We start from the raw sequence: 25871 nt of genomic DNA on the forward strand, positions 1-25871 counted from the left end.
TGAAGTGCGGTCGCGGGTAGCGCTCGTCACGGGTGGCGGTTCGGGTATCGGGCAGGGGATCGCCCTCGCGCTGGCCGCCCAGGGGCATCGGGTCGCCGTGCTGGACCGGCTCGAGGAGGCCGCCGAGGCGGTGGCCGGCGAGATTCGGGACAAGGGTGGCCAGGCTGTCGCGGTCTGGGCGGACGTCAGCGATCCCGGGCAGGTCGAGCGGGCCGTCGGTGAGGTCGGTGAGGCGTTCGGGGCCGTGGAGATCCTGGTCAACAACGCCGGGTTCGCCAAGGACAACCTGGTGCTCGACATGCCCCTCGAGGACTGGGACGCGGTCGTCGACACGCACCTGCGGGGTGCGTTCCTGTTCCTCAAGGCCACGGCGCCGGCCATGCGGGCGGCGGGGTGGGGGCGCGTGGTCAACATTTCGAGCATTTCGGCGATCGTCGACGACGAGCGGGTCAACTACGTCGCGGCCAAGGCCGGGCTGGAAGGGCTGACTCGGGCGGCGGCGCTCGATCTCGCGCCCGTCGGGATCACGGTCAACGCGGTGGGGCCCGGGGTCGTCGTCACGCGGATGACCGAGGTCAGTGCGGCGCGGGCCGGGCGGACGCTCGAGGAGCACGTCAGGCACCAGGCGAAGGGCATTCCGCGGGGACGTACCGGGACGCCGCACGACATCGCGCGGGCCGTCCTGTTCTTCACCGCTGAGGACGCCGACTACGTCACCGGGCAGGTGCTCTACGTGAGCGGCGGGCCTCACGGCTGACGCCTGCCGGGGGTGTGCCAGGGGCGTGTCGCCTGATCGGCCCAGCAAAAGTTCGGGGTGCGTTCACCGTGTGAGCTGTGCCGCTCAACGCGTCATCGGAAGTTTCCGCATCGTAAACGCGTTATCCTCGGTACTCGCGAGACCCGAGGAGCGTGGGGTTGAGTCAAGACACCGAACCCGCTGCGACGGTTGTTCAACCGTCGGCGACCCGGCGTGTGCGCGCCCGCCTTGCGCGGCGCATCACCGCCCAACGTGCGGCCCCGGTGAAGCAGGTCCTCGAACCTCTCGCCGCCGCGCACTACGACCTCCATCCCAAGGCCGATCTGGCGCTTCTGCAGCACGCATATGACGTTGCCGAGGAGAAGCACCGCCCGCAGCGCCGCAAGTCCGGCGACCCGTACATCACCCACCCGCTCGCCGTGGCGACGATCCTCGCCGAGCTGGGCATGGACACCACGACGCTGGTGGCCGCGCTGCTGCACGACACCGTGGAAGACACCGACTACTCGCTCAACCAGCTCAAGGAGGACTTCGGCGAGGAAGTCGCCCGGCTGGTCGACGGCGTCACGAAGCTCGACAAGGTCAAGCTGGGGGCAGCGGCCGAGGCCGAGACCATCCGCAAGATGGTCATCGCGATGGCGAAGGACCCCCGCGTCCTGGTCATCAAACTCGCCGACCGGCTGCACAACATGCGCACCATGCGGTTCCTGCCGCCGGAGAAGCAGGCCCGCAAGGCCCGCGAAACGCTCGAAGTGCTCGCGCCGCTCGCTCACCGCCTGGGCATGGCGACGGTCAAGTGGGAGCTGGAGGACCTCGCGTTCGCGATCCTGCAGCCCAAGAAGTACGACGAGATCGTTCGCCTGGTCGCGAAGCGCGCGCCGAGTCGCGACACGTACCTGCGCACCGTCGTCCAGGAGCTGAACTCGCAGCTCGAGACCGCGCGGATCGTCGCCAAGGTCGAGGGCAGGCCGAAGCACTACTACTCGATCAACCAGAAGATGATCGTCCGCGGCCGGGACTTCGACGACATCCACGACCTCGTGGGCGTCCGGATCCTGGTGGACGAGGTGCGGGACTGCTACGCCGCCATGGGTGTCGTCCACGCCGCCTGGCAGCCCATGCCGGGCCGGTTCAAGGACTACATCGCGCAGCCGCGGTTCGGCGTTTACCAGTCGCTGCACACGACCGTCATCGGTCCCGATGGCAAGCCTCTCGAGGTGCAGATCCGCACTTCCGAGATGCACCAGCGCGCCGAGTACGGCATCGCGGCGCACTGGCGCTACAAGGAGACCAAGGGCACGCACAACGGCAAGTCCGTCGAGATCGACGAGATGGCGTGGATGCGTCAGCTCCTCGACTGGCAGCGGGAAGCCGCGGACCCCGGTGAGTTCCTGGAGGGTCTGCGCTGGGACCTCGCCGCGCGCGAGATCTTCGTGTTCACCCCCAAGGGCGATGTGGAGACGCTGCCGACGGGGTCCACGCCCGTCGACTTCGCCTACTCCGTGCACACCGAGGTGGGTCACCGCTGCATCGGCGCCCGCGTGAACGGTCGCCTGGTCGCTCTGGAGCGCAAGCTCGAGAACGGTGAGGTCGTCGAGATCTTCACCTCCAAGGCGGAGGGCGCGGGTCCGTCCCGCGACTGGCTGAGCTTCGTCGCGTCCCCGCGTGCCAAGGCGAAGATCAAGCAGTGGTTCGCCAAGGAGCGCAAGGAAGAGGCGATCGAGCAGGGCAAGGACGCGATCACCAAGGAGGTCCGGCGCGTCGGGCTGCCGATCCAGCGTCTGGTCAGCGTCGACTCGATGCAGGCCCTCGCCAAGGAACTGCACCACTCGGACATGAGCGCGCTGTACGCGGCGGTCGGCGAGGGGCACACCTCGGCCCGCCACGTCGTGCAACGGCTCGTCGCGCAGCTCGGCGGTGTCGATCACGCCGAGGAGGAACTGGCCGACCGCGCCACCCCGTCCACGGTCACCCGGCGCCGCCCCACCGGCGACGCGGGCGTGATCGTCAAGGACGCGGGCGACGTGTGGGTGAAGCTCGCCCGCTGCTGCACCCCGGTGCCGGGCGACGACATCCTCGGCTTCGTGACGCGGGGCGGCGGCGTGTCCGTGCACCGCACCGACTGCACGAACGCGGACGAGCTGCTGAAGTCGCCGGAACGGCTCCTCGACGTCGAGTGGGCGCCGTCGGCCTCCAGCGTCTTCCTGGTCGCCATCCAGGTGGAGGCGCTCGACCGGCACCGGCTGCTCTCGGACGTCACGAAGGTGCTGGCCGACGAGCGCGTCAACATCCTGTCGGCGTCGGTGACGACGTCACGCGACAGGGTGGCCGTCAGCCGGTTCTCGTTCGAGATGGGCGACCCGAAGCACCTCGGCCACGTTCTGAAGGCTGTGCGGAGCGTTGAGGGCGTCTACGACGTGTACCGCGTGACGTCGGCGTCGTAAAAACTGGGGCAGGATGCGAAACGGGCCCGGAGCGAAAGCCCCGGGCCCGTTTTCTGCGTGAGATCTAGCTCGCGACCAGTGCCGACTTGATGTCGACCGGGGTCTTGGGCTTGCCGTCGCCCTGGCCGGGCTGCTGCGAGATCGTGCCGGTCTTCGCGACCTCGTCGATCTTCTTCAGCGACTCCTCGTCGACCGTGCCGAAGATCGTGTACTTCGCCTGCAGGTTCGCGCCGTCGCCGTAGACGATGAAGAACTGCGAGCCGTTGGTGTCCGGGCCCGAGTTCGCCATGGCGAGCACGCCGCGGCCGTAGGTGAGCTCCGGGTAGACCTCGTCCTTGAACGAGTAGCCCGGGCCGCCCATGCCGTTGCCGCCGGGGTCGCCGCACTGCAGGACCTGGATGCCGGTGACGACGAGGCGGTGGCACGTGGTGCCGTCGAAGTACTTCTGCTTGGCGAGGTTCACGAAGTTGTTCACCGTGCACGGCGCGAGCGCGCGGTCCAGGTTGAACTTCAGGTCACCGATCGAGGTGCCGAGCGTGACGCCGACCGTGCCGGTGGCGGGCTGCTCGCCGTTCGCGGGCGGCGTGTTCTCCTTGGCCGCCGGCTCCTGGCCCTTCGTGTATTCACAGTTCACCTTTTCCGGAAGCGCGGCCGGGCGCTTCGGGATCTGGTGCAGCGCGGTGGGAATGTTCTCCGCCTTGTCCACCGACTCCTGGGTGGGAGTCTCCGACGCGGCGGCGTCACCATTACCGAAGACGTCGTTAGTCGCGAGGAACCACACGCCACCTCCGACGAGAGCAACAACGACGACCGTCGAGACGACGGCGATGATGCGACGCTTCTTGGCCCGCTCCTGGCGGTAGACCATCTGACGCTCAAGCTTGCGCTTGGCTGCCGCGCGTCGCTGCTCGTTGGTGGGCACGTGCTCCCTCCCCAGGGACTCATGCGAATAGGGCGGTCGGCTCGGCAGTCTAGGGCCTGGGCATATGAGCTTTGTGTGGTGGTTAGGCTGTCGTTGAACAGGGAGGTCATTTTCGTGCTCGTGATCGGGTTCCCGACTGGTGCGCTCCAGGCGAACTGCTTCGTCCTGGCGACCGGTGAGGGCGAGCCCTGCGTGATCATCGACCCCGGTCAGGACGCGGTCGAGCCGATCGAACAGGCCCTGCGCCAGCACCGTCTCGCGCCTGTCGCCGTGCTGCTCACGCACGGGCACTTCGACCACACCTTCTCCGTCGCGCCCGTCTGCGACGGCAACGACATCCCCGCGTACATCCACCCGGATGACGTAGCGATGCTCGCCGACCCGTTGAAGGGCATCAGCGCCGAGACGGCCGCGTTCTTCGGCGGCAAGCTGGAGATGCGCGAGCCCTCGGAGGTGCGCGAGCTCACCGACGGCGCCGCGCTCGACCTCGCCGGGCTGCAGATCACCGTCGACCACACGCCGGGCCATACCGGCGGGTCGGTGATGTTCCGCTCCGGCGTGCAGGAAGGGGGTCGCCTGGTGATCTCGGGCGACACGCTCTTCGCCGGTTCCATCGGACGCACCGACCTGCCTGGCGGTGACCACTCACGCATGTTGTCGTCTCTGCAGAGCAAGGTCATGACCTTGCCCGATGACACAGTGGTGCTGCCCGGCCACGGCCCGACGACGACCATAGGCCGCGAGCGTGCGACGAACCCCTACCTGCTCCAGCTGCAGGACGCTCCGGCCGCCCCGCACCGAGGACTCTGAGACACGTGTTTTCCGCACCCAAAGGCGTTCCCGACTACATCCCGCCGACGTCCGCCGCGTTCGCGCACGTCCGGTCGACGCTGACCCGTGCCGCCGAGCTCGCGGGCTACGGCTACATCGAGCTGCCGGTCTTCGAGGACACGGCGCTGTTCTCGCGCGGTGTCGGCGAGTCGACCGACGTCGTGACGAAGGAGATGTACACCTTCCTCGACCGCGGTGAGCGTTCCATCACGCTGCGCCCCGAGGGCACCGCGGGCGTGATGCGGGCCGTGATCGAGCACAGCCTCGACCGCGGCTCGTTGCCGGCGAAGCTCTACTACGCGGGCCAGTTCTTCCGCGCCGAGGCGCCGCAGGCCGGCCGGTACCGGCAGTTCCACCAGGTCGGCATCGAGGCCATCGGCATCGACGACCCGGCGCTCGACGCCGAGGTCATCGCCGTCGGTGACGCCGGGTTCCGCGCGATCGGCCTCACCGGCTACCGGCTGGAGCTCACGTCACTGGGTGACGCGAACTGCCGTCCGGCCTACCGCGAGCTGCTGCAGGCGTTCCTCGCGAAGCTGCCGCTGGACGAGGCGACCCAGAAGCGCGCCGAGCTGAACCCGTTGCGCGTGCTGGACGACAAGCGCCCCGAGGTGCGCGCGCTGGTCGCCGAGGCGCCCCTGATGGTGGATCACCTGTGCGACGGCTGCCGTGAGCACTACGAGCTCGTCAAGGGGTACTTGACCGAGCTGGGCGTGAAGTTCGTCGAGAATCCGCGCATGGTCCGCGGCCTCGACTACTACACGAAGACGACGTTCGAGTTCGTCCACGACGGTCTCGGCGCCCAGTCGGGCATCGGCGGCGGCGGTCGCTACGACGGCCTGATGGAGCAGCTCGGCGGTCAGTCGCTGTCGGGCGTCGGCTTCGGTCTCGGCGTCGACCGCGCGCTGCTCGCGGCCCAGGCCGAGGGCGTGCTGCCGGAGTTCAGCCGCGTCGACGTGATCGGCGTGCCGCTGGGCGAGGCCGCGCGGGCCCGTCTGGTCGCGATCGCCGGTGAGCTGCGTGCCGCGGGCGTGCGGACCGACCTGGTCTACGGCGGCCGGTCGATGAAGGCGGGCTTCAAGGCCGCCGACAAGTCGGGCGCGAAGCTGGCGCTCGTGCTCGGTGAGCGCGACCTGGAGGCCGGGAACATCGGCGTCAAGACGCTGGCGACGGGGGAGCAGGTGACGGTGGCACTGGCGGACGTGATCGAGGCGGTGCAGGCGGCGCTCAAGCCGGCCGCGCTCGTGGCCGCTGTGCCGGGCGGTGTTGAAGGACTGGCTTCGGACGCGGGAGCCGTGGCGGCCGAGGCGGTGCAAGAGACTCCGTGAGCGACGACAAGCTCGTTCTCGACCTGCTCGACAAGGTGACGGTCCGCAAGCGTGCGCGCATGGTGGCGATCGGCGGCCTCATGGTCGCCCTCGCCTTCGGCGCGATCGTGGGCTTCATCGGCGGCCGCTGGTCCGGTGTCATCGCCGGGCTGATCGTGTCGGTGCCGGTGATCCTGCTGGCGATGTCCGAGGCGCGCCGCACGGTGTGGCTGGAGGGCACGACGGTCTACGTGCGGGCGTTCGGCACCCGCAAGGTCGACCTGGCCGTCGCCGATGGTCTCGACCTGCTGGTCACCGACCTGCGTGGCGCGCGGACCGTCGGCCTGTTCGTGCGCGGCAACAAGAAGGCGATCAACATCGCCCTGTCGATGTACGCGGGCACCGGCGGCCGCGAGCTGGGCGTCTACCAGCTCCGCCGCCTGGCCGACGCTCTCGCCGCGCGGGGTGACACGCCTGGGCTGGTGTTCTCGGAGCTGCTCGTGGCCCAGCTGCGGGCCGAGGCGCGCGGGATGGCGGCGGCGGAACGGCCGCTGTACCGGCTGGGCTCGCTGGCCCCGGCGGGCCGGATGGCGCAGAAGCTCCATCCGGACGCCGTCTCGAAGTTCGTCACCTCGCTGGACTGAAGTCCCCGACGGCGCCGCCCTCTCAGGTGCCCCAGAGGCCCGAGGGCGGTGCGGGGGACAGGATCGCGGTCGCGTCGGTCGTGACGGGCGCGCCGCCGATGAACTTCGTAAGCCCAGTGCCGTGTTCGACCCGGCCTGGGAACGGGTCTCCGGCGGTGGCGCGGGTCAGTTGCTGCATCGGCAGGCCGTTGTGCGAGGCCATGATCACGAAGTTGCCGAAGCGCCTGCCCCGGAAGACGCCTGGTTCGGCGAGCACGCAGACGTGTTCGAACACCGAGCGCACGGTCGCGCACTGGGACCGTGCGAACTGCAGGCCGTTGCCGTCGCCGATGTTCGCCGTGTAGATGCCGTCGTCGGCCAGCGCCGTGGACGCCTGCTTCACGAACTCGACCGACGTCAGGTGCGCGGGCGTGCGGGCTCCCGCGAAGCAGTCGCTCACGATCAGGTCGAACGAGCCGGGACGTGCCTTGACCAGCACGGCGCGGGCGTCACCTGTGGTGATCTTCACTCGTGGGGGCGGCGGGAGCTCGCGGCGGATGAACGCGATCAGGCCCGCGTCGATCTCGGCCACCTGCTGAGACGCCCGAGGCAGTAGATCGGCTACGTAGCGCGCTAGCGTGAGAGCGCCACCACCGAGGTGGAGCACACGCGAAGGCGCGGTGAGATCGACGATGTGACCCAGCCGGCGGACGTACTCGAACTCCAGATAGGTCGGGTCGTCCAGGTCCACATGCGACTGTGGGGTTCCGTTGACCCGCAAGGTCCAGGAGCGTCGTCCACCGATGTCGGGGACCAGTTCGGCGACGCCGGAGTCGATCGACTCGGTGATCGCCTCGGTGTCGGGCCGCTGTCTTCCCACTGCTCTATTGTCTCACCGGGTGTGTCAGTCCAGAGGAGGACCCAAGTGCAGGTTGTCGCGAACGTTCTGATCGCCCTCGTGGCGGTGATCCATCTCTACATCGTGGTGCTGGAGATGTTCCTCTGGACGACGCCGCGCGGCCAGAAGGCGTTCGGTCTCACGCCCGAGTACGCGCAGTCGACCAAGGCCCTCGCGGCGAACCAGGGTCTTTACAACGGCTTCCTCGCGGCCGGCCTGATCTACGCGCTGATCCGCCAGGACTTCGGCGCGTCCGTGCTGTTCACGGTGTTCGTGATCGTCGCGGGCATCTACGGCACGTTCACGGCGAGCCGGAAGATCTTCTTCGTGCAGGTGGTGCCTGGCGTGCTGGCGCTGCTCTTCGTGCTCTTGGCTCACTAGGACGTTCCCACGGCCCCTTGTCGGGGTCGTAGCCGGTGAAGAGGTCGCCCTCGATCCGCGCGGGCCGTGGTTTCACGGGCTTCGCGGCGCGTTTCACGGTCTTCGGTTCGGGCTTGGGCTCGGGCTCAGGTTCGGAGACCGCGATCGGGGCGACCTCCTGGCGTACCGCGACCAGGGCGGCCAGCGCCGTCGTCACCGGGATCGCGGCCACCAGGCCGATGCTGCCGACCAGGGTCCGGACGATCTCCTGCGCGATCTGCTGCGAGGTCAGGATCTCGCCCATCGACCGCCCGGCCAGCGAGATCGCCAGCAGCAACGGCAGTGCCGCGCCCGCGTAGGCCATCACCAGCGTGTTCACGACGGACGACATGTGGTCGCGCCCGATCCGCGAGCCCGCCGCGAACAGCTCGCGCCACGTCAGCTTGTCGTTGGCCCGCCGAAGCTCCCACACCGCACTGGTCTGGGTGACCGTCACGTCGTCGAGCACGCCCAGCGCGCCGATCAGGGTTCCGGCGAGCAGCAGCCCGCGGGTGTCGATGCTGGTGCCGAGCAGCGTGACGAGGTTCGTCGTGTCCTCGTCCAGGCCGGTCAGCTTCGACAACGCCGAGAACAACGCGCCCAGCACCCCGATCAGCGCGAGGCTGACGAGCGTTCCGAGCACCGCGGTCGACGTGCGCGCCGATATGCCGTGCGTCAGGTACAGCACCACGAACATGATCAGTCCGGCGCCGACCACCGCGACCATCAGCGGGTTCTTCCCCGCGAGGATCGACGGCATGACGAACAGCACCAGCACCACGAAGCTCAGCAGCAACGCGCCGAGTGCCGCGAGTCCCTGCCATCGTCCGAGCAGCAGCACGGCGGCCGCGAACAGCAGCGCCAGCACGGCGAGCGACCAGCCGCGCTGGAAGTCGACGATCTGGTACGACTCGGCGGCCTGCGGCTGGCTGCCCGCGTAGGACAGCACCACCTCGTCGCCGAGTTGGAAGCTCGGCGCTCCGGGGCCCTTCACGCTCGGGATCGTGATGCTCTGCCCGCTCGCGGCGCCGTCGGTCATCTTCACGGTCACCGCGACGCACTTCTCGCCGCAGTTCTCGGCCACGCCGGTGACGACGGCCTCGACCGGCGTCTGGTGCAGGCCGATCTCCGCGCCGGTCTTCTGCTCGACCCCGAACGGGTAGAGCAGTGCGGCGCCGACGATCGTGGCCAGTGCCAACGGCACCAACAGCCACATCAGCAACGTGCGCACGCGCTGCGACGCCGGTTCCTCGCTCAGCGCATGGCTATGCCCGTGACCGTGACCCACGCGCGACATCCTGCCCCATGAGATGTTCGACGGCCGTTACGGCCGCTGCGAACCTGTCCTCGGTGAGCTTCAGCCACGGCACACCGCGCCGCGTGAGCTCGCGTTCGAACAGGCCCGTCATCCACTCGCGAAGGTGTTCGCCGTCGCGCCAGCCGTCCTGTTCGAACGGAACGCCGACGTGGTCGGTCAGCAGGTACAGGTCCGGTTCGCTGCCCAGGAAGAGGTCCGGCCGGAAGCCGAGGTAGCGCTCGCCCCAGACGGTCGCGGCGAACGCGTCGTTGTCCGCGACGACCAGTGGTGCGGTCTCGGCCTGGATGCGGCGTTCCTGTTCGTGGGCAACGTCTTCGAAGTCGCCCAGCGTCCACACCAGACTGTCCACGGTGGCTTGCGGATCGAACGATCGTGCGGCGGTGAGCTTGTGTTCGGTGTGCTCCCGGCCGTACTCGGGGATCCAGGGTGCTCCGAAATGCGCGGCGAGCTGTGTGGACAGTGTCGTCGTGCCGGTGCTCTCGGCGCCGACCACCACGACCTTCCAGCCCAGGCCGCGCTGGGTCGCCGGTGCGAGGTGGTGCCAGTTAGCGACGGGATCGGTCCGCATCGCCGTGCCGGAGACCGGGTGCGTGAGGCGGTCGAGGTCGACGAGCACGTGCCGCGCGCCGAGCCGTTCGGCCAACTCGTCGCCGTACTTCTCGCTGGAGAACACGACGTCGACCGGGGCTTTCGACGGGTCTCCGTCCGCGATCGCGCGTCTGGCGAGCACCGCGCGGGTCAGTGCGACGTGCAGGTCCCAGATCTCGTCGGAGTCGAAGTCCATCGGGTGGTCGTCGAGGTCGCCGATGATGCGAACGCCTGGGGTCGTGGCGTGCGTCTCGGTCAGCCAGCGCACGCGGTGTTCGAGCGGGATGGTCTCGTTCGAGGCCGCCAGGACCGTGACGGTCGTGCGAACGCTCCGGGAAGCCGCCGTCTCGATGAGGTGGTGGTGCCCGTTGTGCGGTGGGTAGAACTTGCCGAGCACGAGGGCGTGTTCGAACTCCTTCACACGCGCACCTCGTTCTTCATCCAGTTACGCAGGCCGATCACGCACAGCACCATGAACCCCACGTACAACACTGCCGTCAGATACAGCTCCTTGTAGGCGTAGAGCGGCACGTAGATCACGTCCGCGGCGATCCACAGCCACCAGCACTCGATCTTCTTGCGGGCCTGGCCCCAGGTCGCGAGCAGCGACAACACCGTCGTGACGGCGTCCCAGAAGGGCACGGTCGACTCGGTGAAGGTGGTCAGGACCCAGTGCAGCAGGCCGGTGCCGAGCACGCCGGCGACCGCGAGCCAGATCCACTGAACGTTCGTCGTGCGGCTGACGTGCAGCGTGCTGTGCTGGTCGCCGCCGCGCAGCCACGCCCACCAGCCGTAGACCGCGAGCACGACGTAGACGACCTGCAGTCCGGAGTCGGCGTACAGGCCGCTGCCCCAGAACAGCACGAAGAACGCGATGTTGTTGGCGATGCCGATCGGCCAGTTCCAGGAGTTCTGCCTGGCCACGAGCCACACGCAGAGTGCTCCGGTGATGAAGCCCGCGATCTCGACAACCTTTTCGGGTGACACGTGCGCTCCTTGACCGCTGTTCGAACATGTGTTCGAATCGAGGTGTGCGATGGGACGGACAGAAACTCGAGGCAGAGCCGCAGCAGGCGCTACCGGGGCTACCGGGACTGGTGCGCAGCGTACGAACTCCTGAGTTCGCGGACGTGGTGTTCCACGAGGTCCGCGCCAAATCCGTGCTCAACGGAGTGCCGGGTTCGTCGCTGCCCTTCTCGTGGACGGTCAACCCGTATCGCGGCTGCTCACACGCCTGCACCTACTGCCTGGCCGGTGACACGCCGATCCTCATGGGCAACGGCCGCACCAAGCCGTTGTCCGAGATCCGGGAGGGCGATGAGATCTACGGCACCGAACTGGTCGGCAACTACCGGCGCTACAAGCTCACGACCGTGCTGGCGCACTGGGAGACGCGCAAGACCGCGTACCGGCTGACGCTGGAGGACGGCACCTCCGTGGTCGCCTCGGGTGACCACCGCTTCCTGACCGACCGCGGCTGGAAGCACGTGACGGGCGAAACGGCGGGCACTGGCCGTCGTCCGCACCTCACGACCGGCAACAAGCTGATGGGCACGGGGGCTTTCGTCGAGCAGCCCGCCGTGACCGACGACTACCGCCGCGGCTACCTGCGCGGCATGGTGGACGACGAGCACGAGATCCGCATCCCCGCGGCCGACATCGAGGCCATGGACCGCACCCGGGAGTATCTCGACTACTTCGGTGTGCGAGAAGGGAGGGGATTTCTGCCCCAAGTGCGCGAGCTCGCGCACTGGCAGATAGCCCCGAACCCCGACTGGCTCAAGGGATTCCTGGCCGGCGCGTTCGACTACCTCGGGACCTGCTCGCGCAGCATCCTGCGGATGTCGACGCGCAACGCCACCGTTCTGGAAGCGATCTGCCTGGCTCTCAAGCACTTCGACTTCGACTTCGCGATCGAGGAACTGCGTCGCCGTCGTGGCGTGCGGGTCGTGCGGTTGCGCGGAGGACTGCGGGAGAACCTGCGTTTCTTCCACACCGTCGATCCGGCGATCACGCGCAAGCGCGACATCGACGGCGTGGCGATCAAGTCGCAGCAGCCGCTCGGCGTCGTGTCCGTGGAACCGTTGGGGGAGATGACGCTCTACGACATCTCGACCGGCACCGCGGACTTCATCGCCAACGGAGTGGTGTCCCACAACTGCTTCGCGCGCAAGACGCATTCCTATCTGGACCTCGACACCGGCAAGGACTTCGACAACCAGCTGATCGTCAAGGTCAACGCGGGGGAGGTGCTGTCGCGCCAGCTGCGTTCCTCGAAGTGGAAGCAGGAGCACGTGGCGCTCGGCACGAACACCGATCCGTACCATCGGGCGGAGGGGCGGTACGCCTTGATGCCAGGGATCATCGAGGCGCTGACCGCCTCCCGCACGCCCTTCTCGATCCTGACGAAGGGCACGCTGCTGGCACGGGACCTGCCGCTGCTCTCGGCCGCCGCGCAGGTGGTGCCGGTCGGGATCGCGGTGTCGCTGGCGCTGATGGACCGGGACCTGCACAAGTCGCTGGAACCCGGCACGCCGACGCCCGCCGCTCGGCTGGATCTGGTGCGGAAGGTGCGCGAGGCAGGCTTACCGTGCGGGGTGTTCGTGGCCCCGGTGCTGCCCGAGCTGACGGATTCCGTCGAACAGCTGGACTTCCTGCTGGAGCAGATCGCGGCGGCCGGCGCCACCGGTGTGACCGTGCTGCCGTTGCACCTGCGGCCCGGTGCCAAGGAGTGGTTCGCTGCCTGGCTTCGCCGCGAGCACCCGGACCTCGTCGAGACGTACCGGTACCTCTACGGGCGTGGGTCCTATGTGGACAAGCGGTATCGCGCCCGGCTGGCGGCTCGGGTCGTGCCGTTGATCGAGAAGCACGGACTGACGCCGCGTGGGCGGCCCACCGAGGCCGTCACCGGGGTGCCCGGTGACGACGACGGCGTGTGGCCCGACGGCAGCCTGCCGGTGGGTGTACCGGCGCCGCGCGTGGATCAGGAACAACTCACCCTGCTGTGACCTTCCCTGCTGTGATTGTTGGAGCGTGGAGCACCCTCTTCCCCAGGGTGTCCTTCGCGGTTATTCGGCCCAACCGCCCTGGGCCATCGTCTGGAACTTCCACTCGCCGCCGACCTTCGTGAGCAGGTCGCCGTAGCGGACCGTCATCCCGTTGATCGTGCCGTCCGTGATGACGAAGACCAGGTTGTCGTTGATGAAGTGCGGCGTCCTGGTGGACTCCATCTGCACCTCACCGCCCAGTTGGGTCCCCATCTCCTTCAGGAACGTCTCGCGGTCCCACGACGTGGCCGAACCGTCGGTGACCGTGTTGATCGGGAACAGGGCCATGTCGGCCATCGCCTCGACGTCGCCCCTGACCGCGAGCTCGTCCCACTTCGCAAACCACTGCATGACCTCGTCGTACGCCATACCGTACATTGTACGGAAGTCAAGCGCTGCCGACCACTGCGGTGGTGTCCTCGCTGGTCACGAGCTTGGCGTCGAGTCCTGCGGCGGTGAAGGCCTGGAGTGCGGCGGGTGCCTGGCGTTCGCTGGTCTCGCTCAGCAGGTGCCCGCCGGGACGGAGCCAGGTCGCTGCCTGCGCTGCCGCGCGGCGCATCACCTCGAGGCCGTCCTCGCCGCCGTCGAGCGCCACCCGTGCCTCGTGGTCGCGGGCTTCGGCGGGCATGAACCGGATGTCGTCGGTCGGCACGTACGGCACGTTGGCGACCACGACGTCGATGTGGCCCTTGAGATGCGCGGGGAGGGCGTCGAACAGGTCGCCCTCGAACACGTTCGTGAGGTTCTGGCGCGCGCACGCCACGGCCACGGGGTCGATGTCGGCGGCGTAGACCGTGGCGTCCGGCAGGCGGTGTTGCAGCACCGCGCCCACCGCGCCCGATCCGCAGCACAGGTCGACGATCAGGGCGGGCTTCAGGTCGGTGGCGAGGTCGACCAGCAGTTCGGTGCGGTGGCGCGGGACGAAGACGCCCTTGGTCACCACGATCCGTTGCCCGCAGAACATCGCCCAGCCGACGGCGTGCTCCAGCGGCAGCCCGTCGACCCGTTGCCTGACCAGCTCTTCCAGGTGCTGGTCGTCGCGAGCGGCTTCTTGTAGTAGTGCGGCCTCTTCTTCGGCGAAAACGCAGCCGGCGGCCCGCAGTCGTTCCACGATGCTCATCGCTGCCGGACGCTAGCAGCGGTATTTACAAGCAGGCTTGACTGTTTGTTTGTTCGGCGGAACACTCGGGAGCGTGGAGACGAGGCAGCGCCAGGCCGACCGCAGCCGCGAGACCAAGCGGAAGCTGATGGAGGCGACCGTCGAGTGTCTGGTGGAACGCGGCTGGTCCGGCACGACGACGACCGAGGTGGCCGAACGCGCCGGGGTGTCCCGCGGTGCGCAGCTGCACCACTTCCGCACGCGCGGTGAGCTGGTGGCGGCGGCCGTGGAGCACGTGGGCGCGGAGAGCGTCGAGGTGCTCAAGCGGCGCGCGGAGATCGCTGAGAAGACCACGCACGCCGTGGTGGAGCTGATCGCGGACTTCCACGCCAGTGACCTGTTCACCGCGGCCCTGGAGCTGTGGGTGGCCGCGCGCACCGATCCGGAGCTGCGCGAGCAGGTGCTGGAGCTGCAGGCGCGGCTGGGCCGCGAGGTGTACGGGCTGGCGCTGGAACTGCTCGACGTGGACGACACCAAACCGGGTGTGAAGGACGCGGTGCAGGCAACCCTGGATCTCGTGCGCGGGCTGGCGCTCGCCAACCAGCTCGCCGACGACGCCAAGCGCCGGGCGCACGTGGTGCGCTACTGGGCGCGGATGCTGGAGGAACAGCTGTGATCACCGAACTGCTGGCCGATCTCGACGCCGAGTCCCGTTCGCTCGACGAGATCGTGTCGGCGGCGGACGACTGGTCGGTGCCGACTCCTGCCGAGGGCTGGACGGTCGGGCACCAGATCGGCCATCTCATGTGGACGGACAGGGCGTCGGTCCTCGCCATCACCGATCCGGAGGCGTTCCAGGCGCAGCCGCTGACCGCCGACATCGTCGACCGCACGGCGGCGGAGGGCGCGGCGCTGCCGGACCTGCTGGAACTGTGGCGGGACAGCCGGAAGTCGTTGCTGGAGCACCTCGCGCAGGCGTCCGGGAAGATCCTGTGGTTCGGGCCACCGATGAGCCCCGCCTCGATGGCGACCGCGCGGATCATGGAGACCTGGGCGCACGGGCAGGACGTCGCGGACGCGCTCGGGGTGGTGCGGGAGCCGACCGCGCGGATCAGGCACGTGTGTCACATCGGGGTGCGGACCATGGGGTTCGCGTTCCTGCTCAACGGGTTGGCGGCGCCCACCGCCGAGGTGCGGGTCGAGCTGACCGGGCCCGGTGGGGAGTCCTGGACCTGGGGGCCGGAGGACGCCGAGAACCGGGTTTCCGGGCCGGCGCTGGACTTCGCGTGGCTGGTGACGCAGCGGCGCAACCGCAAGGAGCTCGCGGTCGAGGCCTCGGGCCCGGTGGCGGAGGAGTGGGTGCCGATCGCGCAGGCCTTCGCGGGCCCGCCCGGAGGTGGCCGGTGATCAGGATCGGCAACGCGTCCGGCTTCTACGGCGATCGGCTCTCCGCCATGCGCGAGCAGCTGGAGGGCGGCCACCTCGACGTTCTGACCGGCGACTACCTGGCCGAGCTGACCATGCTCATCCTCGGCCGCGACCGCATGAAGGACTCGTCGCTGGGCTACGCGAAGACGTTCCTGCGGCAGATGGAGGACTGCCTGGCGCTGGCGCTCGACAAAGGCGTCAAGATTGTCGTCAACGCCGGTGGGCTCAACCCCGAGGGCCTCGCGCGCAAGCTCGACGCCAAGGTCGGGTACGTCACGGGTGACGATCTCAAGGCGCGGTTCCCGGAAGCCTTGACCGCCAACGCCTATCTGGGCGCGTGGGAGATCGCGGAGTGTCTCGACCAGGGCGCGCAGGTCGTGGTCACCGGGCGCGTGACGGACGCGAGTCTGGTGGTCGGGCCCGCCGCGGCGCACTTCGGATGGGCGCGCGACGACTGGGATCGGCTCGCGGGAGCCACGGTCGCCGGGCACGTGCTGGAGTGCGGGACGCAGGCCACGGGTGGGAACTACTCGTTCTTCACCGAGATCGACGTGACCCGGCCGGGGTTTCCGATCGCGGAGGTCGACGAGGACGGGTCGTGCCTGATCACCAAGCACGACGGCACCGGGGGCGCGGTCACCACGGACACCGTCACGGCGCAGTTGTTGTACGAGATCGGGGCGCCGGAGTACCTGGGGCCGGACGTCACCACGCACTTCGACACGATTCGGCTCGACGAGCACGAGCGCGGGGTCAGGATCAGTGGTGTCAAGGGGAGTCCGCCGCCGGACACGCTCAAGGTCTGCCTGAACACGTTGGGCGGGTTCAGGAACTCCACGACGTTCGTCCTCACCGGACTCGACGTTCAGGAGAAGGCCGACCTCGTGCGGCGGCAGCTCCACGACGCCATCGGAACCGAGGGACTGACCTGGACGCTGGCCCGGACCGATCAGCGGGACGCGGCCACCGAGGAGCAGGCCAGCGCGTTGCTGCACGTCACGATCAAGACGCCGGATCCGAAGCGGGCCAAGGCGTTCAGCCGGGCGGCGATCGAGCTGGCGCTGGCGAGCTATCCCGGGTTCCACGTGACGGCGCCGCCCGGTGACGGGACGCCGTTCGGGGTCTACAAGGCCGCGTACGTGCGCCGCGACGAGGTCAGTGCCAAGGCGGTGTTGCTGTGAAGAAGCCACTGGGAACGATCGTCGGCGCGCGCAGCGGCGACAAGGGCGGGGACGCGAACCTCGGCGTGTGGGTGCGCAGCGAAGAGGCTTTCGAGTGGCTCAACGGGTTTCTCACCACCGAGAAGCTGAAGGAACTGCTTCCGGAGGCGACCGAGGTCAGCAGGTACGAGCTGCCGAACCTCAAGGCGCTCAACTTCGTGCTGCACGGCCTGCTCGGCGACGGGGTCGCGAGCAGCACGAGGTTCGATCCGCAGGCCAAGGCGCTGGGTGAGTGGTTGCGCGGCAGGGAAGTAGAGATCCCCGAGGAGCTCCTGTGATCACGAAGGACCTGTACGAGCGGAAAGAGCTCAGGGCGCTCGTCCGCGACTTCACGCGCAAGGAGATCGCGCCGCACCTCGGCCAGTGGGAACGCGACGGTGAAGTTCCGCGGGAGCTGCACAAGAAGGCGGCGGAACTCGACCTGCTCGGCATCGGGTTCGAGCACGGCGACCTGCTCGACTCGGTGGCGCTGACCGAGGAGATCATCCAGAACGGCGGCTCGTCCGGTGTGATGGCCGCGTTGTTCACGCTCGGCATCGCGATTCCGCACATCTGGCAGTCGAAGAACGAGGACCTGATCGAGCGGTTCGCGAAGCCCGCGATCCGGGGCGAGAAGATCGGCAGCCTCGCGGTCACCGAGCCCGGCGCCGGGTCCGACGTCGCGGCGATCAGGACCAGGGCGGTCAGGGACGGCGACCACTACGTCGTCACCGGTGAGAAGACGTTCATCACCTCGGGGTGCCGCGCGGACTTCGTCACGACCGCGGTGCGGACCGGTGGCGAGGGCTACCAGGGCATCTCGCTGCTGGTGATCGAGGACGGGTTCACGCGGCGCAAGCTCGACAAGATGGGCTGGCACTGCAGCGACACCGCCGAACTGCACTTCGACGACGTGCGCGTGCCGGTGGCGAACCTGGTCGGCGAGGAGAACCAGGGGTTCGCGCTGATCATGCAGCAGTTCCAGGTCGAACGCGTGACGATGGCGGTCGAGGCCTACGCGACGGCGCAACGGGCGCTGGACCTGACCGTCGAGTGGACGCGCAACCGCGAGACGTTCGGCAAGCCGCTGATCAAGAACCAGGTGGTGCGCCACAAGCTCGCCGCGATGGCGCAGAAGATCGACCTGGCGCGGACGTACACGCGCGAGGTCGCGGCGCGGATCGACCGCGGTGAGGACTGCGTGACCGAGGTCTGCTTCGCGAAGAACGCCGCCGTGGACGCCTGCTCCGAGGTGGTCGACGAGGCGGTGCAGTTGCACGGAGGCATGGGATACATGCGGGAGTCCGAAGTGGAGCGTCATTACCGGGACGCCCGCATCCTCGGCATCGGGGGCGGGGCGAGTGAAGTGATGACCGAGCTCGCGGCACGACGATTGGGGTTCGCCTGATGGGCAACAGGGAGGCGCTGCTCGCGAAGATCGCGGGACTGGACGCCGAGCACGCCAAAGCGCTTGCGGGCGGTGGGCCGAAGTACGTCGAGCGTCACCACAAGCGCGGCAAGCTCCTTGCCCGTGAACGGGTCGAGCTGCTCATCGACGAGGACAGCCCGTTCCTGGAGTTGTCGCCGCTCGCCGCGTGGGGCACCGACTTCCCGGTCGGGGCCAGCGTGGTCACCGGCATCGGGCGGATCGAAGGCGTCGAGTGCGTGATCGTCGCGAACGACCCGACGGTGCGCGGTGGCTCTTCGAACCCGTACACGCTGCGCAAGTCGTTGCGGGCCAACGACATCGCGTTGCAGAACCGGTTGCCGCTGGTCAGCCTGGTCGAGTCGGGCGGAGCGGACCTGCCGACGCAGAGCGAGATCTTCATCCCCGGCGGCCGGGCGTTCCGCGACCTGACGAGGCTTTCCGCAGCGGGCATTCCGACGATCACGGCGGTGTTCGGCAACGCGACGGCCGGTGGAGCGTACGTGCCGGGCATGTCCGACTACGTGATCATGATCAAGGACCGCTCGAAGGTGTTCCTGGGTGGTCCGCCGCTGGTCAAGATGGCGACCGGGGAGGACTCGGACGATGAAAGCTTGGGCGGCGCGACCATGCACGGCGCCACGTCCGGGCTCGCGGACTTCGTGGCCGAGGACGAGACCGACGCGATCAGGCTCGCCCGCCGGGTCGTTGCTCGGCTGAACTGGCGCAAGCAGGGGCCTTCACCGGCTGCGATCGAAGAGCCGAAGTTCGACGCCGACAGCATCCTGGACGTCGTCTCCGAGGACCAGCGCGTGCCGTTCGACCCGCGGGACGTCATCGCGCGGCTGGTCGACGGATCGCAGTTCGACGAGTTCAAGCCGTTGTACGGCAACAGCCTCGTCACCGGGTGGGCCCGCATCCACGGCTACCCGGTCGGCATCCTCGCCAACGCGCGCGGCGTGCTGTTCAGCGAGGAGTCGCAGAAGGCCACGCAGTTCATCCAGCTGGCCAACCAGAGCGACACGCCTCTGGTCTTCCTGCAGAACACCACCGGGTACATGGTCGGCGCCCAGTACGAGCAGGGCGGCATCGTCAAGCACGGCTCGATGATGATCAACGCCGTGTCCAACAGCCGGGTGCCGCACCTGACGATCACGATGGGTGCCTCGTACGGTGCCGGCAACTACGGCATGTGCGGCCGGGCGTACGACCCTCGCTTCCTGTTCACCTGGCCCAACGCCAAGTCGGCCGTGATGGGGCCCGCGCAGCTCGCCGGCGTGCTGTCGATCGTCGGGCGGCAGGCCGCGATGGCGAAGGGGCAGGAGTACAACGAGGAGCACGACGCCGCCATGCGCAAGATGGTGGAGGCGCAGATCGAGGAGCAGTCGCTCGCGCCGTTCCTGTCCGGGAAGCTCTACGACGACGGCGTGATCGACCCGCGCGACACCAGGACCGTGCTCGCCCTCTGCCTCTCCGCTGTCCACAGCGGACCGATCAAGGGCGCCGACGGCTTCGGCGTCTTCCGGATGTGAGCCCCGTGATCAAGACTCTGCTGATCGCCAACCGCGGTGAGATCGCCCGCCGGATCATCCGCACCTGTCAGGACAACGGGATCCGCACGGTCGCGGTGTTCTCCGACCCGGACGCCGATTCGCCGCACGTGCGGGAGGCCGACTTCGCGGTGCGGTTGCCCGGTGCGTCGCCGACCGAGACCTACCTGCGTGCCGATCTGCTGGTCGAGGCGGCGGTGAAGGCCGGCGCCGATGCCGTGCACCCCGGTTACGGGTTCTTGAGTGAGAACGCCGACTTCGCGCGCAAGGTCCAGGCTGCGGGACTGACGTGGGTCGGGCCCGAGCCGGACTCGATCGAGTCGATGGGCTCCAAGGTCGCCGCGAAGAAGCGGATGGCCGCCGCGGGCGTGCCGACGTTGCCGGAGCTCGATCCGGAGACCGTCAGCGAATTTCCGGTGCTCATCAAGGCGTCGGCCGGCGGTGGTGGCCGGGGCATGCGGATCGTGCGCGAGAAGGCCGAGTTCGCGGACGCCCTGGCGAGTGCGCGGCGCGAGGCCGAGTCGGCGTTCGGTGATCCGACGGTGTTCTGCGAGCCGTTGCTGGAGCACGCGCGGCACGTCGAGGTGCAGATCCTCGCCGACACGCACGGCACGGTCTGGGCGCTCGGTGAACGCGAGTGCTCGATCCAGCGCCGGCACCAAAAGATCGTCGAGGAGTCGCCCAGTCCGGCGGTCACCGACGACGTGCGCAAGCGCTTGTTCGCCGCGGCGACGGCGGCGGCCGAGTCGATCGGGTACGTCGGCGCGGGCACCGTCGAGTTCATGCTGAAGGGCGAGGACTTCCACTTCCTGGAGGTCAACACGCGCCTGCAGGTCGAGCACCCGGTCACCGAGCTCGTGCACGGCGTGGACCTGGTCGAGTGGCAGCTCCGGATCGCCGAGGGCGCTCGGCTGCCGGTGGAGACGCCGGAACCGCGTGGGCACGCGATCGAGGTCCGGCTCTACGCCGAGGACCCGGCGAACGACTGGCGCCCGGCGAGCGGCACGCTGCACCGGTTCCACGTGCCCGGTGACGTGCGGCTCGACAGCGGTGTCGAGGACGGCTCCGTGGTCTCCGTGCACTACGACCCGATGCTGGCCAAGGTGATCGCGTACGCGCCGACTCGCAGGGCCGCCGCGCGCAAGCTCGCGACGGCGTTGGAAAGCGCGCAGATCCACGGCCTGGTCACGAACCGCGCACTGCTCGTGGACATCCTCGGGCACGAGGCGTTCCTCAACGGCGACACGCACACCGGGTTCCTGACCGAGCACGACTTCACTCGAACCGTTGACCCGCAACCGTTTGCGCGCGCGGCGGCACTGGCGCTCGCGGCGAGTCGCCGGATCGGGCATCTGCCGCTGGGCTGGCGCAACGTGCGGTCGCAGCAGCCGAAGGCGAGGTTCCTGTTCGGCGAGGAGCTCGTCGAGGTCGAGTACGACCCCGCGCAGGCGACTCCCGGCGTGGTCGCGCTGGAGCTGGACGGCGTGCGGACCCCGTTCCAGGTTGCCCGGTACGGCGATCTGGTCGAGGTCGACTCGCCGCGCGGATCGCTGTCGTTGAAGGTCGTGCCGCGCTTCCCCGAACTCGAGACGAAGCTCGCGCCGGGTGCGACCGTGGCGCCGATGCCCGGGACCGTGGTCAGGGTGTCGGTCCAGCAGGGCGATGTGGTCGAAGCCGGTGCCGAACTCCTGGTGCTGGAGGCCATGAAGATGGAACACCGCGTGCTCGCGAACAACGCGGGCACCGTCACCGAACTCCTCGTCGAGCAAGCCCAGCAGGTCAACGCCGGAGATGTCCTGGCCGTAGTGGAGGAATCGTGAGCTTCGTCGAGTCCGAAGAGCGGATCGCGCTGCGCAAGGCCGTCTCCGAGTTCGGTGCCAAGTACGGCCATGACTACTTCATCGCCAAGTCCAGGGCGGGGGAGAAGACCACCGAGCTGTGGGAAGAGGCAGGCAAGCTCGGCTACCTCGGGGTGGCCGTGCCGGAGGAGTACGGCGGCGGTGGCGGTGGCATCGGCGACCTCGCGGCGGTGTGCGAGGAGCTGGCGGCGGCGGGATGTCCGTTGCTGCTCATGGTGGTGTCGCCGGCGATCTGCGCGACGGTGATCGCCCGGTTCGGCACGGACGAGCAGAAGTCGAAGTGGCTGCCCGGTTTCGCGGACGGCACGCTGAAGATGGCGTTCGCGATCACCGAGCCGGACGCGGGGTCCAACTCGCACAAGCTGAAGACGCACGTCCGGCGCGACGGTGACGACTGGATCCTCAAGGGCACCAAGACCTACATCTCCGGCATCGACGAGGTCGACGCCGTGCTGGTGGTCGCGATCCAGGCGACCGGGCCGGTGCTCGTGGTCGTGCCGACGAACTCCGAGGGCTTCACCCACCACCAGATCGAGATGGACCTGGTGGCGCCGGAGAAGCAGTTCACGCTGTTCTTCGACGACGTCAGGCTGCCGTCCGACGCCGTGGTGGGTTCGCCGGACCAGGGGCTGCTGCAGGTCTTCGCCGGTCTCAACCCCGAACGGATCATGGGCGCGAGCATGGCGACCGGGTCGGCACGGCTCGCGATCGGCAAGGCCGTCTCGTACGCCCAGCAGCGTCAGGTCTGGGACCGCCCGATCGGCGCGCACCAGGGCCTCTCGCACCCGCTGGCGAAGATCCACATCGAGATCGAGCTGGCCAGGCTGATGACGCAGAAGGCCGCCGCGCTCTACGACTCCGGTCGCGACAAGGAGTCCGGCGAGGCCGCGAACATGGCCAAGTACGCGGCGGGCGAGGCGATCGCGGCGGCCGTCGACCAGGCCATCCAGACGCACGGCGGCAACGGGCTGAGCTCCGAGTTCGGGCTGGCGTCGATGCTCGGCATGTCCCGGTTGTCCCGCATCGCGCCGGTGTCGCGCGAGATGGTGCTCAACTTCGTCGCGCAAAACTCGCTGAAGTTGCCCCGCTCCTACTGACACACTGCGGTCCATGGGGACTTTCAGCACTTCAGACGGCGTCGGCCTCGTCTACCACGGCGAGGCCGACGACCCGTTGATCTGCCTGCCCGGCGGGCCGATGCAGGCGTCGTCGTACCTGGCCGGACTGCCGCTCGACGACGTGATCCGGCTGGACCTGCGCGGCACCGGCGACTCCGAACCGGCTGAGGCCTACCGCGTCGATCACCAGGTCGACGACGTGGAGGCGTTGCGCACGCACCTCGGTCTCGACAGGATCCGGCTGCTCGGCCACTCCGCGGGCGGCACGCTCGCGATCCTGTACGCCGTGCGGTTTCCGCGGCACGTCAAGGAACTCGTGCTCGTCGCGCCCAGTCCGCGCGTGGTCGGCATCGACGTCACCGACGACGATCGCCGCGCGGTCGTGCACCAGCGGCGCGACGAACCCTGGTACGCCGAGGCCGTGAAGGGGTTCGAGGAGATCTGGGCGGGCGGCTTCACGCCGGAGGCGTTCGCGAAGATCGCCCCGTTCCACCACGGCCGCTGGAACGACGCCGCGCGGGCGCTCGAAGACCATCCCACCAACGACGAGGCCGCCCGCGAGTACTACGCCGATGGCGCCTTCGACCCCGAGCAGGTGCGCGCCGGGCTCAAGACCCTCGACGTGCCAACGCTTTTCGTCGCCGGAGCGTATGACGTCGGGCTCCCGCCGAACCGGGCGCGGGAGTACGCGGACCTGTTCCCGTCCGCCGAGTTCGTGCTGCAGCCCGGTGCCGGTCACTTCCCCTGGGTGGACGACCCCGAGGCGTTCGCAGCGGCGGTCCAGCGCATTCCGTAGAGGCCAGGGCCGAAGTCGAGCGCGGCGGCGTGCGCGTAGCCCCCTTCGTCCACGGCGGCCGGGCGGGCGCCGCCGGGCATTTCCGCACCGGCCGGGCCGGACGAGAATTGTTCGCAGGACGCGGGCGGGGACTCCGCCGGGAATTTGATCTCCAGGACGTAGTCGTGCACGCGTTCGCCGAACCGCCGGAAATGCGTGTGCTCGACGGTCGGATGTGGATAGATCAATTCGTACTCGATCGCGATCGACTCGCCGGCGGAGATCGGTTCGTCGAACAACAGCTCCGCGACGAGCACGCCGTTCGTGCGTTCCCGCGCGATCCGGCCGACCCGGCAGGAACGGACGGCGGTGAGCGCGGGCTGCGCGGAACCCGTTTCCTGGCACAGGATCCAGCGGTCCACATTGGCGGAACTGGCCTGCAGGACCTGCCGTGAGCGGATGCCGCGCACGCCACCGCAGGGCGCGACGTCGACCCGGTCGTGCTGGGCGGTCAGCAGCAGGCCCGAGCCGTCCCACGGTGCCCGTGACGACAGCTCCCGCCTGCGGGAACGCCCCCGCGGCCGGGGTGGGCCCAGCAGGCGGCTCAGGGCGGTGTCCTGCAGCCCGAGCACGTTCTCGAGGTGCGCGAGCGCCGTCAGCGACTCCGGCCGCTCGGGTCTGCGCCGGCCCGACTGCCAGTAGCTCAGCGCCGTCACGCTGATCGGCGCGCCCCGCACTTTCAGGCGGTGCTGCAGCCGTTCCAGGCTGAGGCCCCGCACCTGGATCGCGACCCGCAACGCGTCCGCGAAGGGACCCGTCACGAGAAGGTCGGCGAGCTCCTCGCGCGGTGGGTAAATCGTGAGCATCGCTCCTCCGGTTTCACGGAGTCAAGGTCGGAAGGCTATCGGCAGCAAAGAGAACGCGGTACAGCCGATCGGCGGTTTTGTCCGGGTTCGAAACTCGGCAGGTTCAGATCTCGGGACTATTACGCCGCCAATAGCCCTCGTTCGGTTCCGGAGCATCCCTGCGACGAACAGGACTACACAATGCGCAAGACCGCAACTCTGCTGGGCTCGGCGGTCATGATCGCCGCGTTCGCGGCACCCGCTACCGCCGCGGTGGGCGAGATCCGGGTGTCACCAGGTGAGAACATCGCGGGCAGCTTCATCGTCAAGTTGAAGGACAACGGGGTCACCGCGAGCGCGCAGACTCTCGGTTCCCGGTTCGGCGGCCAGGTCGGGTACGTCTACGACACCGTCTTCCAGGGCTTCTCGGTCAAGATGAGCGACGCGCAGGCGCGCAGACTCGCCGCTGACCCCTCGGTCGAGTACGTGGAACGCGACCAGGTCGTCAGCACCCAGGCCACGCAGGTCAACCCGCCGTCGTGGGGTCTCGACCGCATCGACCAGCGCAACCTGCCGCTCGACCAGCGCTACACCTACAACAGCACCGGCGCCGGCGTGAACGCCTACATCATCGACACCGGTGTCCGCATCACGCACCGCGACTTCGGCGGCCGTGCGCGCAACGGCTACGACTTCGTGGACAACGACGCCGTCGCGCAGGACGGCAACGGCCACGGCACGCACGTCGCCGGCACCGTCGCGGGCACGCTGCACGGTGTCGCGAAGCAGGCGAACATCATCGGCGTCCGCGTGCTGAACAACTCGGGCTCCGGCACCATCGCCGGTGTCGTCGCGGGCGTCAACTGGGTGGCGTCCAACCACGTCAAGCCCGCTGTCGCCAACATGTCGCTCGGCGGCGGCGCCAACACCTCCCTCGACAACGCCGTGTCGGGTGCGATCACGCGCGGCGTGACGTTCGCCGTCGCGGCGGGCAACTCCAACACGAACGCGGCGAACACCTCGCCCGCGCGTGTGGCGGCGGCGCTGACCGTGGGCTCCACCGAGCGCACGGACGCCCGCTCCTCGTTCTCCAACTACGGACCCGTGGTGGACGTCTTCGCGCCCGGCGGTGGCATCACGTCCGCGTGGAACACCAGTGACACGGCCACGAACACCATCTCCGGCACCTCGATGGCGTCGCCGCACGTCGCCGGCGTGGTGGCCCGGTACCTGCAGGGCAACGCGACCGTGACGCCCGCCCAGGTGGCGACCGCGATCACCTCCAACGCCACCAACGGCAAGGTGACCAACCCCGGAGCGAACACGACCACGAGGCTTCTGTACTGGGCCCCGACCAGCTGAGCGCGACCCTGAGATGTGCGGCCCCGGCTCCCTGCGAGCCGGGGCCGTTTTCCCTGCAAATGAAAGGAAGTCTGCC

At 68.8% G+C, this 25871-nt stretch carries 22 protein-coding genes and 2 pseudogenes; 16 read left to right on the forward strand and 8 right to left on the reverse strand.

All coding sequences use genetic code 11. The features are described 5' to 3' along the window. Positions 1-4: 4 nt before the first annotated feature. Together ACH413_RS25950 and ACH413_RS25955 are read left to right on the forward strand one after the other, a co-directional pair. The gene (locus ACH413_RS25950) at positions 5-757 is read left to right on the forward strand and encodes an SDR family NAD(P)-dependent oxidoreductase (protein ID WP_360032040.1); all 753 of its coding nucleotides are present in this window, start codon (positions 5-7) and stop codon (positions 755-757) included. A gap of 158 nt (positions 758-915) precedes the next feature. Next, positions 916-3201 (forward strand): RelA/SpoT family protein, encoded by a 2286-nt coding sequence (locus ACH413_RS25955; protein ID WP_396425201.1) that lies wholly within the window; start codon positions 916-918, stop codon positions 3199-3201. Positions 3202-3265: 64 nt separating this feature from the next. Here ACH413_RS25955 and ACH413_RS25960 read toward each other — a convergent pair whose 3' ends face one another. Next, the gene (locus ACH413_RS25960; protein ID WP_360032034.1) at positions 3266-4123 is read right to left on the reverse strand and encodes a peptidylprolyl isomerase; all 858 of its coding nucleotides are present in this window, start codon (positions 4121-4123) and stop codon (positions 3266-3268) included. Between the two features lie 114 nt (positions 4124-4237). On the opposite strand from ACH413_RS25960, the gene ACH413_RS25965 reads away from it, so the two are divergent. The 3 genes and pseudogenes from ACH413_RS25965 (at position 4238) to ACH413_RS25975 (ending at position 6905) form a co-directional block, all read left to right on the forward strand. Then, positions 4238-4933, forward strand: a complete 696-nt coding sequence (locus tag ACH413_RS25965; RefSeq protein WP_360032031.1) for an MBL fold metallo-hydrolase — start codon at positions 4238-4240, stop codon at positions 4931-4933. A gap of 5 nt (positions 4934-4938) precedes the next feature. Beyond that, positions 4939-6189, forward strand: a pseudogene (gene hisS / locus ACH413_RS25970) (histidine--tRNA ligase); the annotation flags it as partial. A gap of 89 nt (positions 6190-6278) precedes the next feature. Next, positions 6279-6905, forward strand: a complete 627-nt coding sequence (locus ACH413_RS25975; RefSeq protein ID WP_360032029.1) for a hypothetical protein — start codon at positions 6279-6281, stop codon at positions 6903-6905. A 22-nt stretch (positions 6906-6927) separates the two neighbouring features. Here ACH413_RS25975 and ACH413_RS25980 read toward each other — a convergent pair whose 3' ends face one another. Continuing rightward, positions 6928-7764: a fused MFS/spermidine synthase gene (locus tag ACH413_RS25980; protein ID WP_360032026.1), complete on the reverse strand. Its 837-nt coding sequence runs from the start codon at positions 7762-7764 to the stop codon at positions 6928-6930. 45 nt (positions 7765-7809) lie between these two features. Between ACH413_RS25980 and ACH413_RS25985 the strand changes: the two genes are divergently transcribed. Further along, entirely contained in the window at positions 7810-8163 is a 354-nt protein-coding gene (locus ACH413_RS25985; protein WP_360032023.1) for a DUF1304 domain-containing protein, read from the forward strand. On the opposite strand, the gene ACH413_RS25990 is transcribed toward ACH413_RS25985, so the two are convergent. Genes ACH413_RS25990 through pnuC form a run of 3 tightly spaced genes read right to left on the reverse strand, consistent with a single transcriptional unit; the run spans position 8084 to position 11074 of the window. Further along, positions 8084-9469: a YibE/F family protein gene (locus tag ACH413_RS25990; RefSeq protein ID WP_360032020.1), complete on the reverse strand. Its 1386-nt coding sequence runs from the start codon at positions 9467-9469 to the stop codon at positions 8084-8086. The two genes, ACH413_RS25985 and ACH413_RS25990, sit on opposite strands and share 80 nt — an antisense overlap. Then, positions 9447-10508: an AAA family ATPase gene (locus ACH413_RS25995; protein WP_360032017.1), complete on the reverse strand. Its 1062-nt coding sequence runs from the start codon at positions 10506-10508 to the stop codon at positions 9447-9449. The genes ACH413_RS25990 and ACH413_RS25995 overlap by 23 nt, the downstream gene beginning before the upstream one ends. Next, a complete protein-coding gene (gene pnuC, locus ACH413_RS26000) occupies positions 10505-11074 on the reverse strand; it encodes a nicotinamide riboside transporter PnuC (RefSeq protein ID WP_360032014.1) in 570 nt (189 codons plus the stop codon). Before pnuC ends, ACH413_RS25995 begins: the two co-directional genes overlap by 4 nt. Positions 11075-11100: 26 nt before the next feature. Between pnuC and ACH413_RS26005 the strand changes: the two genes are divergently transcribed. Next, positions 11101-13095, forward strand: coding sequence for an intein-containing Rv2578c family radical SAM protein (locus ACH413_RS26005; protein WP_360032011.1), 1995 nt, complete (start codon positions 11101-11103; stop codon positions 13093-13095). Positions 13096-13155: 60 nt separating this feature from the next. On the opposite strand, the gene ACH413_RS26010 is transcribed toward ACH413_RS26005, so the two are convergent. Both ACH413_RS26010 and ACH413_RS26015 read right to left on the reverse strand, forming a co-directional pair. Then, positions 13156-13503, reverse strand: a complete 348-nt coding sequence (locus tag ACH413_RS26010; protein WP_360032008.1) for a nuclear transport factor 2 family protein — start codon at positions 13501-13503, stop codon at positions 13156-13158. A 19-nt stretch (positions 13504-13522) separates the two neighbouring features. Further along, positions 13523-14254, reverse strand: coding sequence for a putative protein N(5)-glutamine methyltransferase (locus ACH413_RS26015; protein WP_360032005.1), 732 nt, complete (start codon positions 14252-14254; stop codon positions 13523-13525). 127 nt (positions 14255-14381) lie between these two features. Between ACH413_RS26015 and ACH413_RS26020 the strand changes: the two genes are divergently transcribed. The 8 genes and pseudogenes from ACH413_RS26020 (at position 14382) to ACH413_RS26055 (ending at position 23609) form a co-directional block, all read left to right on the forward strand. Then, on the forward strand, positions 14382-14909 hold the full coding sequence (locus tag ACH413_RS26020) for a TetR/AcrR family transcriptional regulator (RefSeq protein WP_396425305.1): 528 nt from the start codon (positions 14382-14384) through the stop codon (positions 14907-14909). After that, positions 14906-15640, forward strand: coding sequence for a TIGR03084 family metal-binding protein (locus ACH413_RS26025; RefSeq protein ID WP_360031999.1), 735 nt, complete (start codon positions 14906-14908; stop codon positions 15638-15640). The genes ACH413_RS26020 and ACH413_RS26025 overlap by 4 nt, the downstream gene beginning before the upstream one ends. 47 nt (positions 15641-15687) lie before the next feature. After that, positions 15688-17159 (forward strand): annotated as a pseudogene (locus tag ACH413_RS26030) (acyclic terpene utilization AtuA family protein). Next, the gene (locus tag ACH413_RS26035) at positions 17156-18268 is read left to right on the forward strand and encodes an acyl-CoA dehydrogenase family protein (RefSeq protein ID WP_360031996.1); all 1113 of its coding nucleotides are present in this window, start codon (positions 17156-17158) and stop codon (positions 18266-18268) included. Before ACH413_RS26030 ends, ACH413_RS26035 begins: the two are co-directional and overlap by 4 nt. Beyond that, complete coding sequence (locus ACH413_RS26040; protein ID WP_360031994.1) at positions 18268-19818, forward strand: acyl-CoA carboxylase subunit beta; 1551 nt, start codon at positions 18268-18270, stop codon at positions 19816-19818. The genes ACH413_RS26035 and ACH413_RS26040 overlap by 1 nt, the downstream gene beginning before the upstream one ends. A 5-nt stretch (positions 19819-19823) precedes the next feature. Then, entirely contained in the window at positions 19824-21656 is a 1833-nt protein-coding gene (locus tag ACH413_RS26045; protein WP_360031991.1) for a biotin carboxylase N-terminal domain-containing protein, read from the forward strand. Then, complete coding sequence (locus ACH413_RS26050) at positions 21653-22792, forward strand: acyl-CoA dehydrogenase family protein (RefSeq protein ID WP_360031989.1); 1140 nt, start codon at positions 21653-21655, stop codon at positions 22790-22792. Before ACH413_RS26045 ends, ACH413_RS26050 begins: the two co-directional genes overlap by 4 nt. Before the next feature lie 13 nt (positions 22793-22805). Then, positions 22806-23609: an alpha/beta hydrolase gene (locus tag ACH413_RS26055; RefSeq protein ID WP_360031987.1), complete on the forward strand. Its 804-nt coding sequence runs from the start codon at positions 22806-22808 to the stop codon at positions 23607-23609. Here the strand turns inward: ACH413_RS26055 and ACH413_RS26060 are convergent. Beyond that, positions 23549-24454, reverse strand: coding sequence for a hypothetical protein (locus ACH413_RS26060; RefSeq protein ID WP_360031985.1), 906 nt, complete (start codon positions 24452-24454; stop codon positions 23549-23551). The two genes, ACH413_RS26055 and ACH413_RS26060, sit on opposite strands and share 61 nt — an antisense overlap. Before the next feature lie 180 nt (positions 24455-24634). On the opposite strand from ACH413_RS26060, the gene ACH413_RS26065 reads away from it, so the two are divergent. Next, entirely contained in the window at positions 24635-25795 is a 1161-nt protein-coding gene (locus ACH413_RS26065) for a S8 family peptidase (RefSeq protein WP_360031984.1), read from the forward strand. The last annotated feature ends 76 nt before the right edge of the window (positions 25796-25871 follow it).

This window comes from Lentzea sp. NPDC020367, assembly GCF_044387305.1.
Lineage (GTDB): Bacteria > Actinomycetota > Actinomycetes > Mycobacteriales > Pseudonocardiaceae > Lentzea.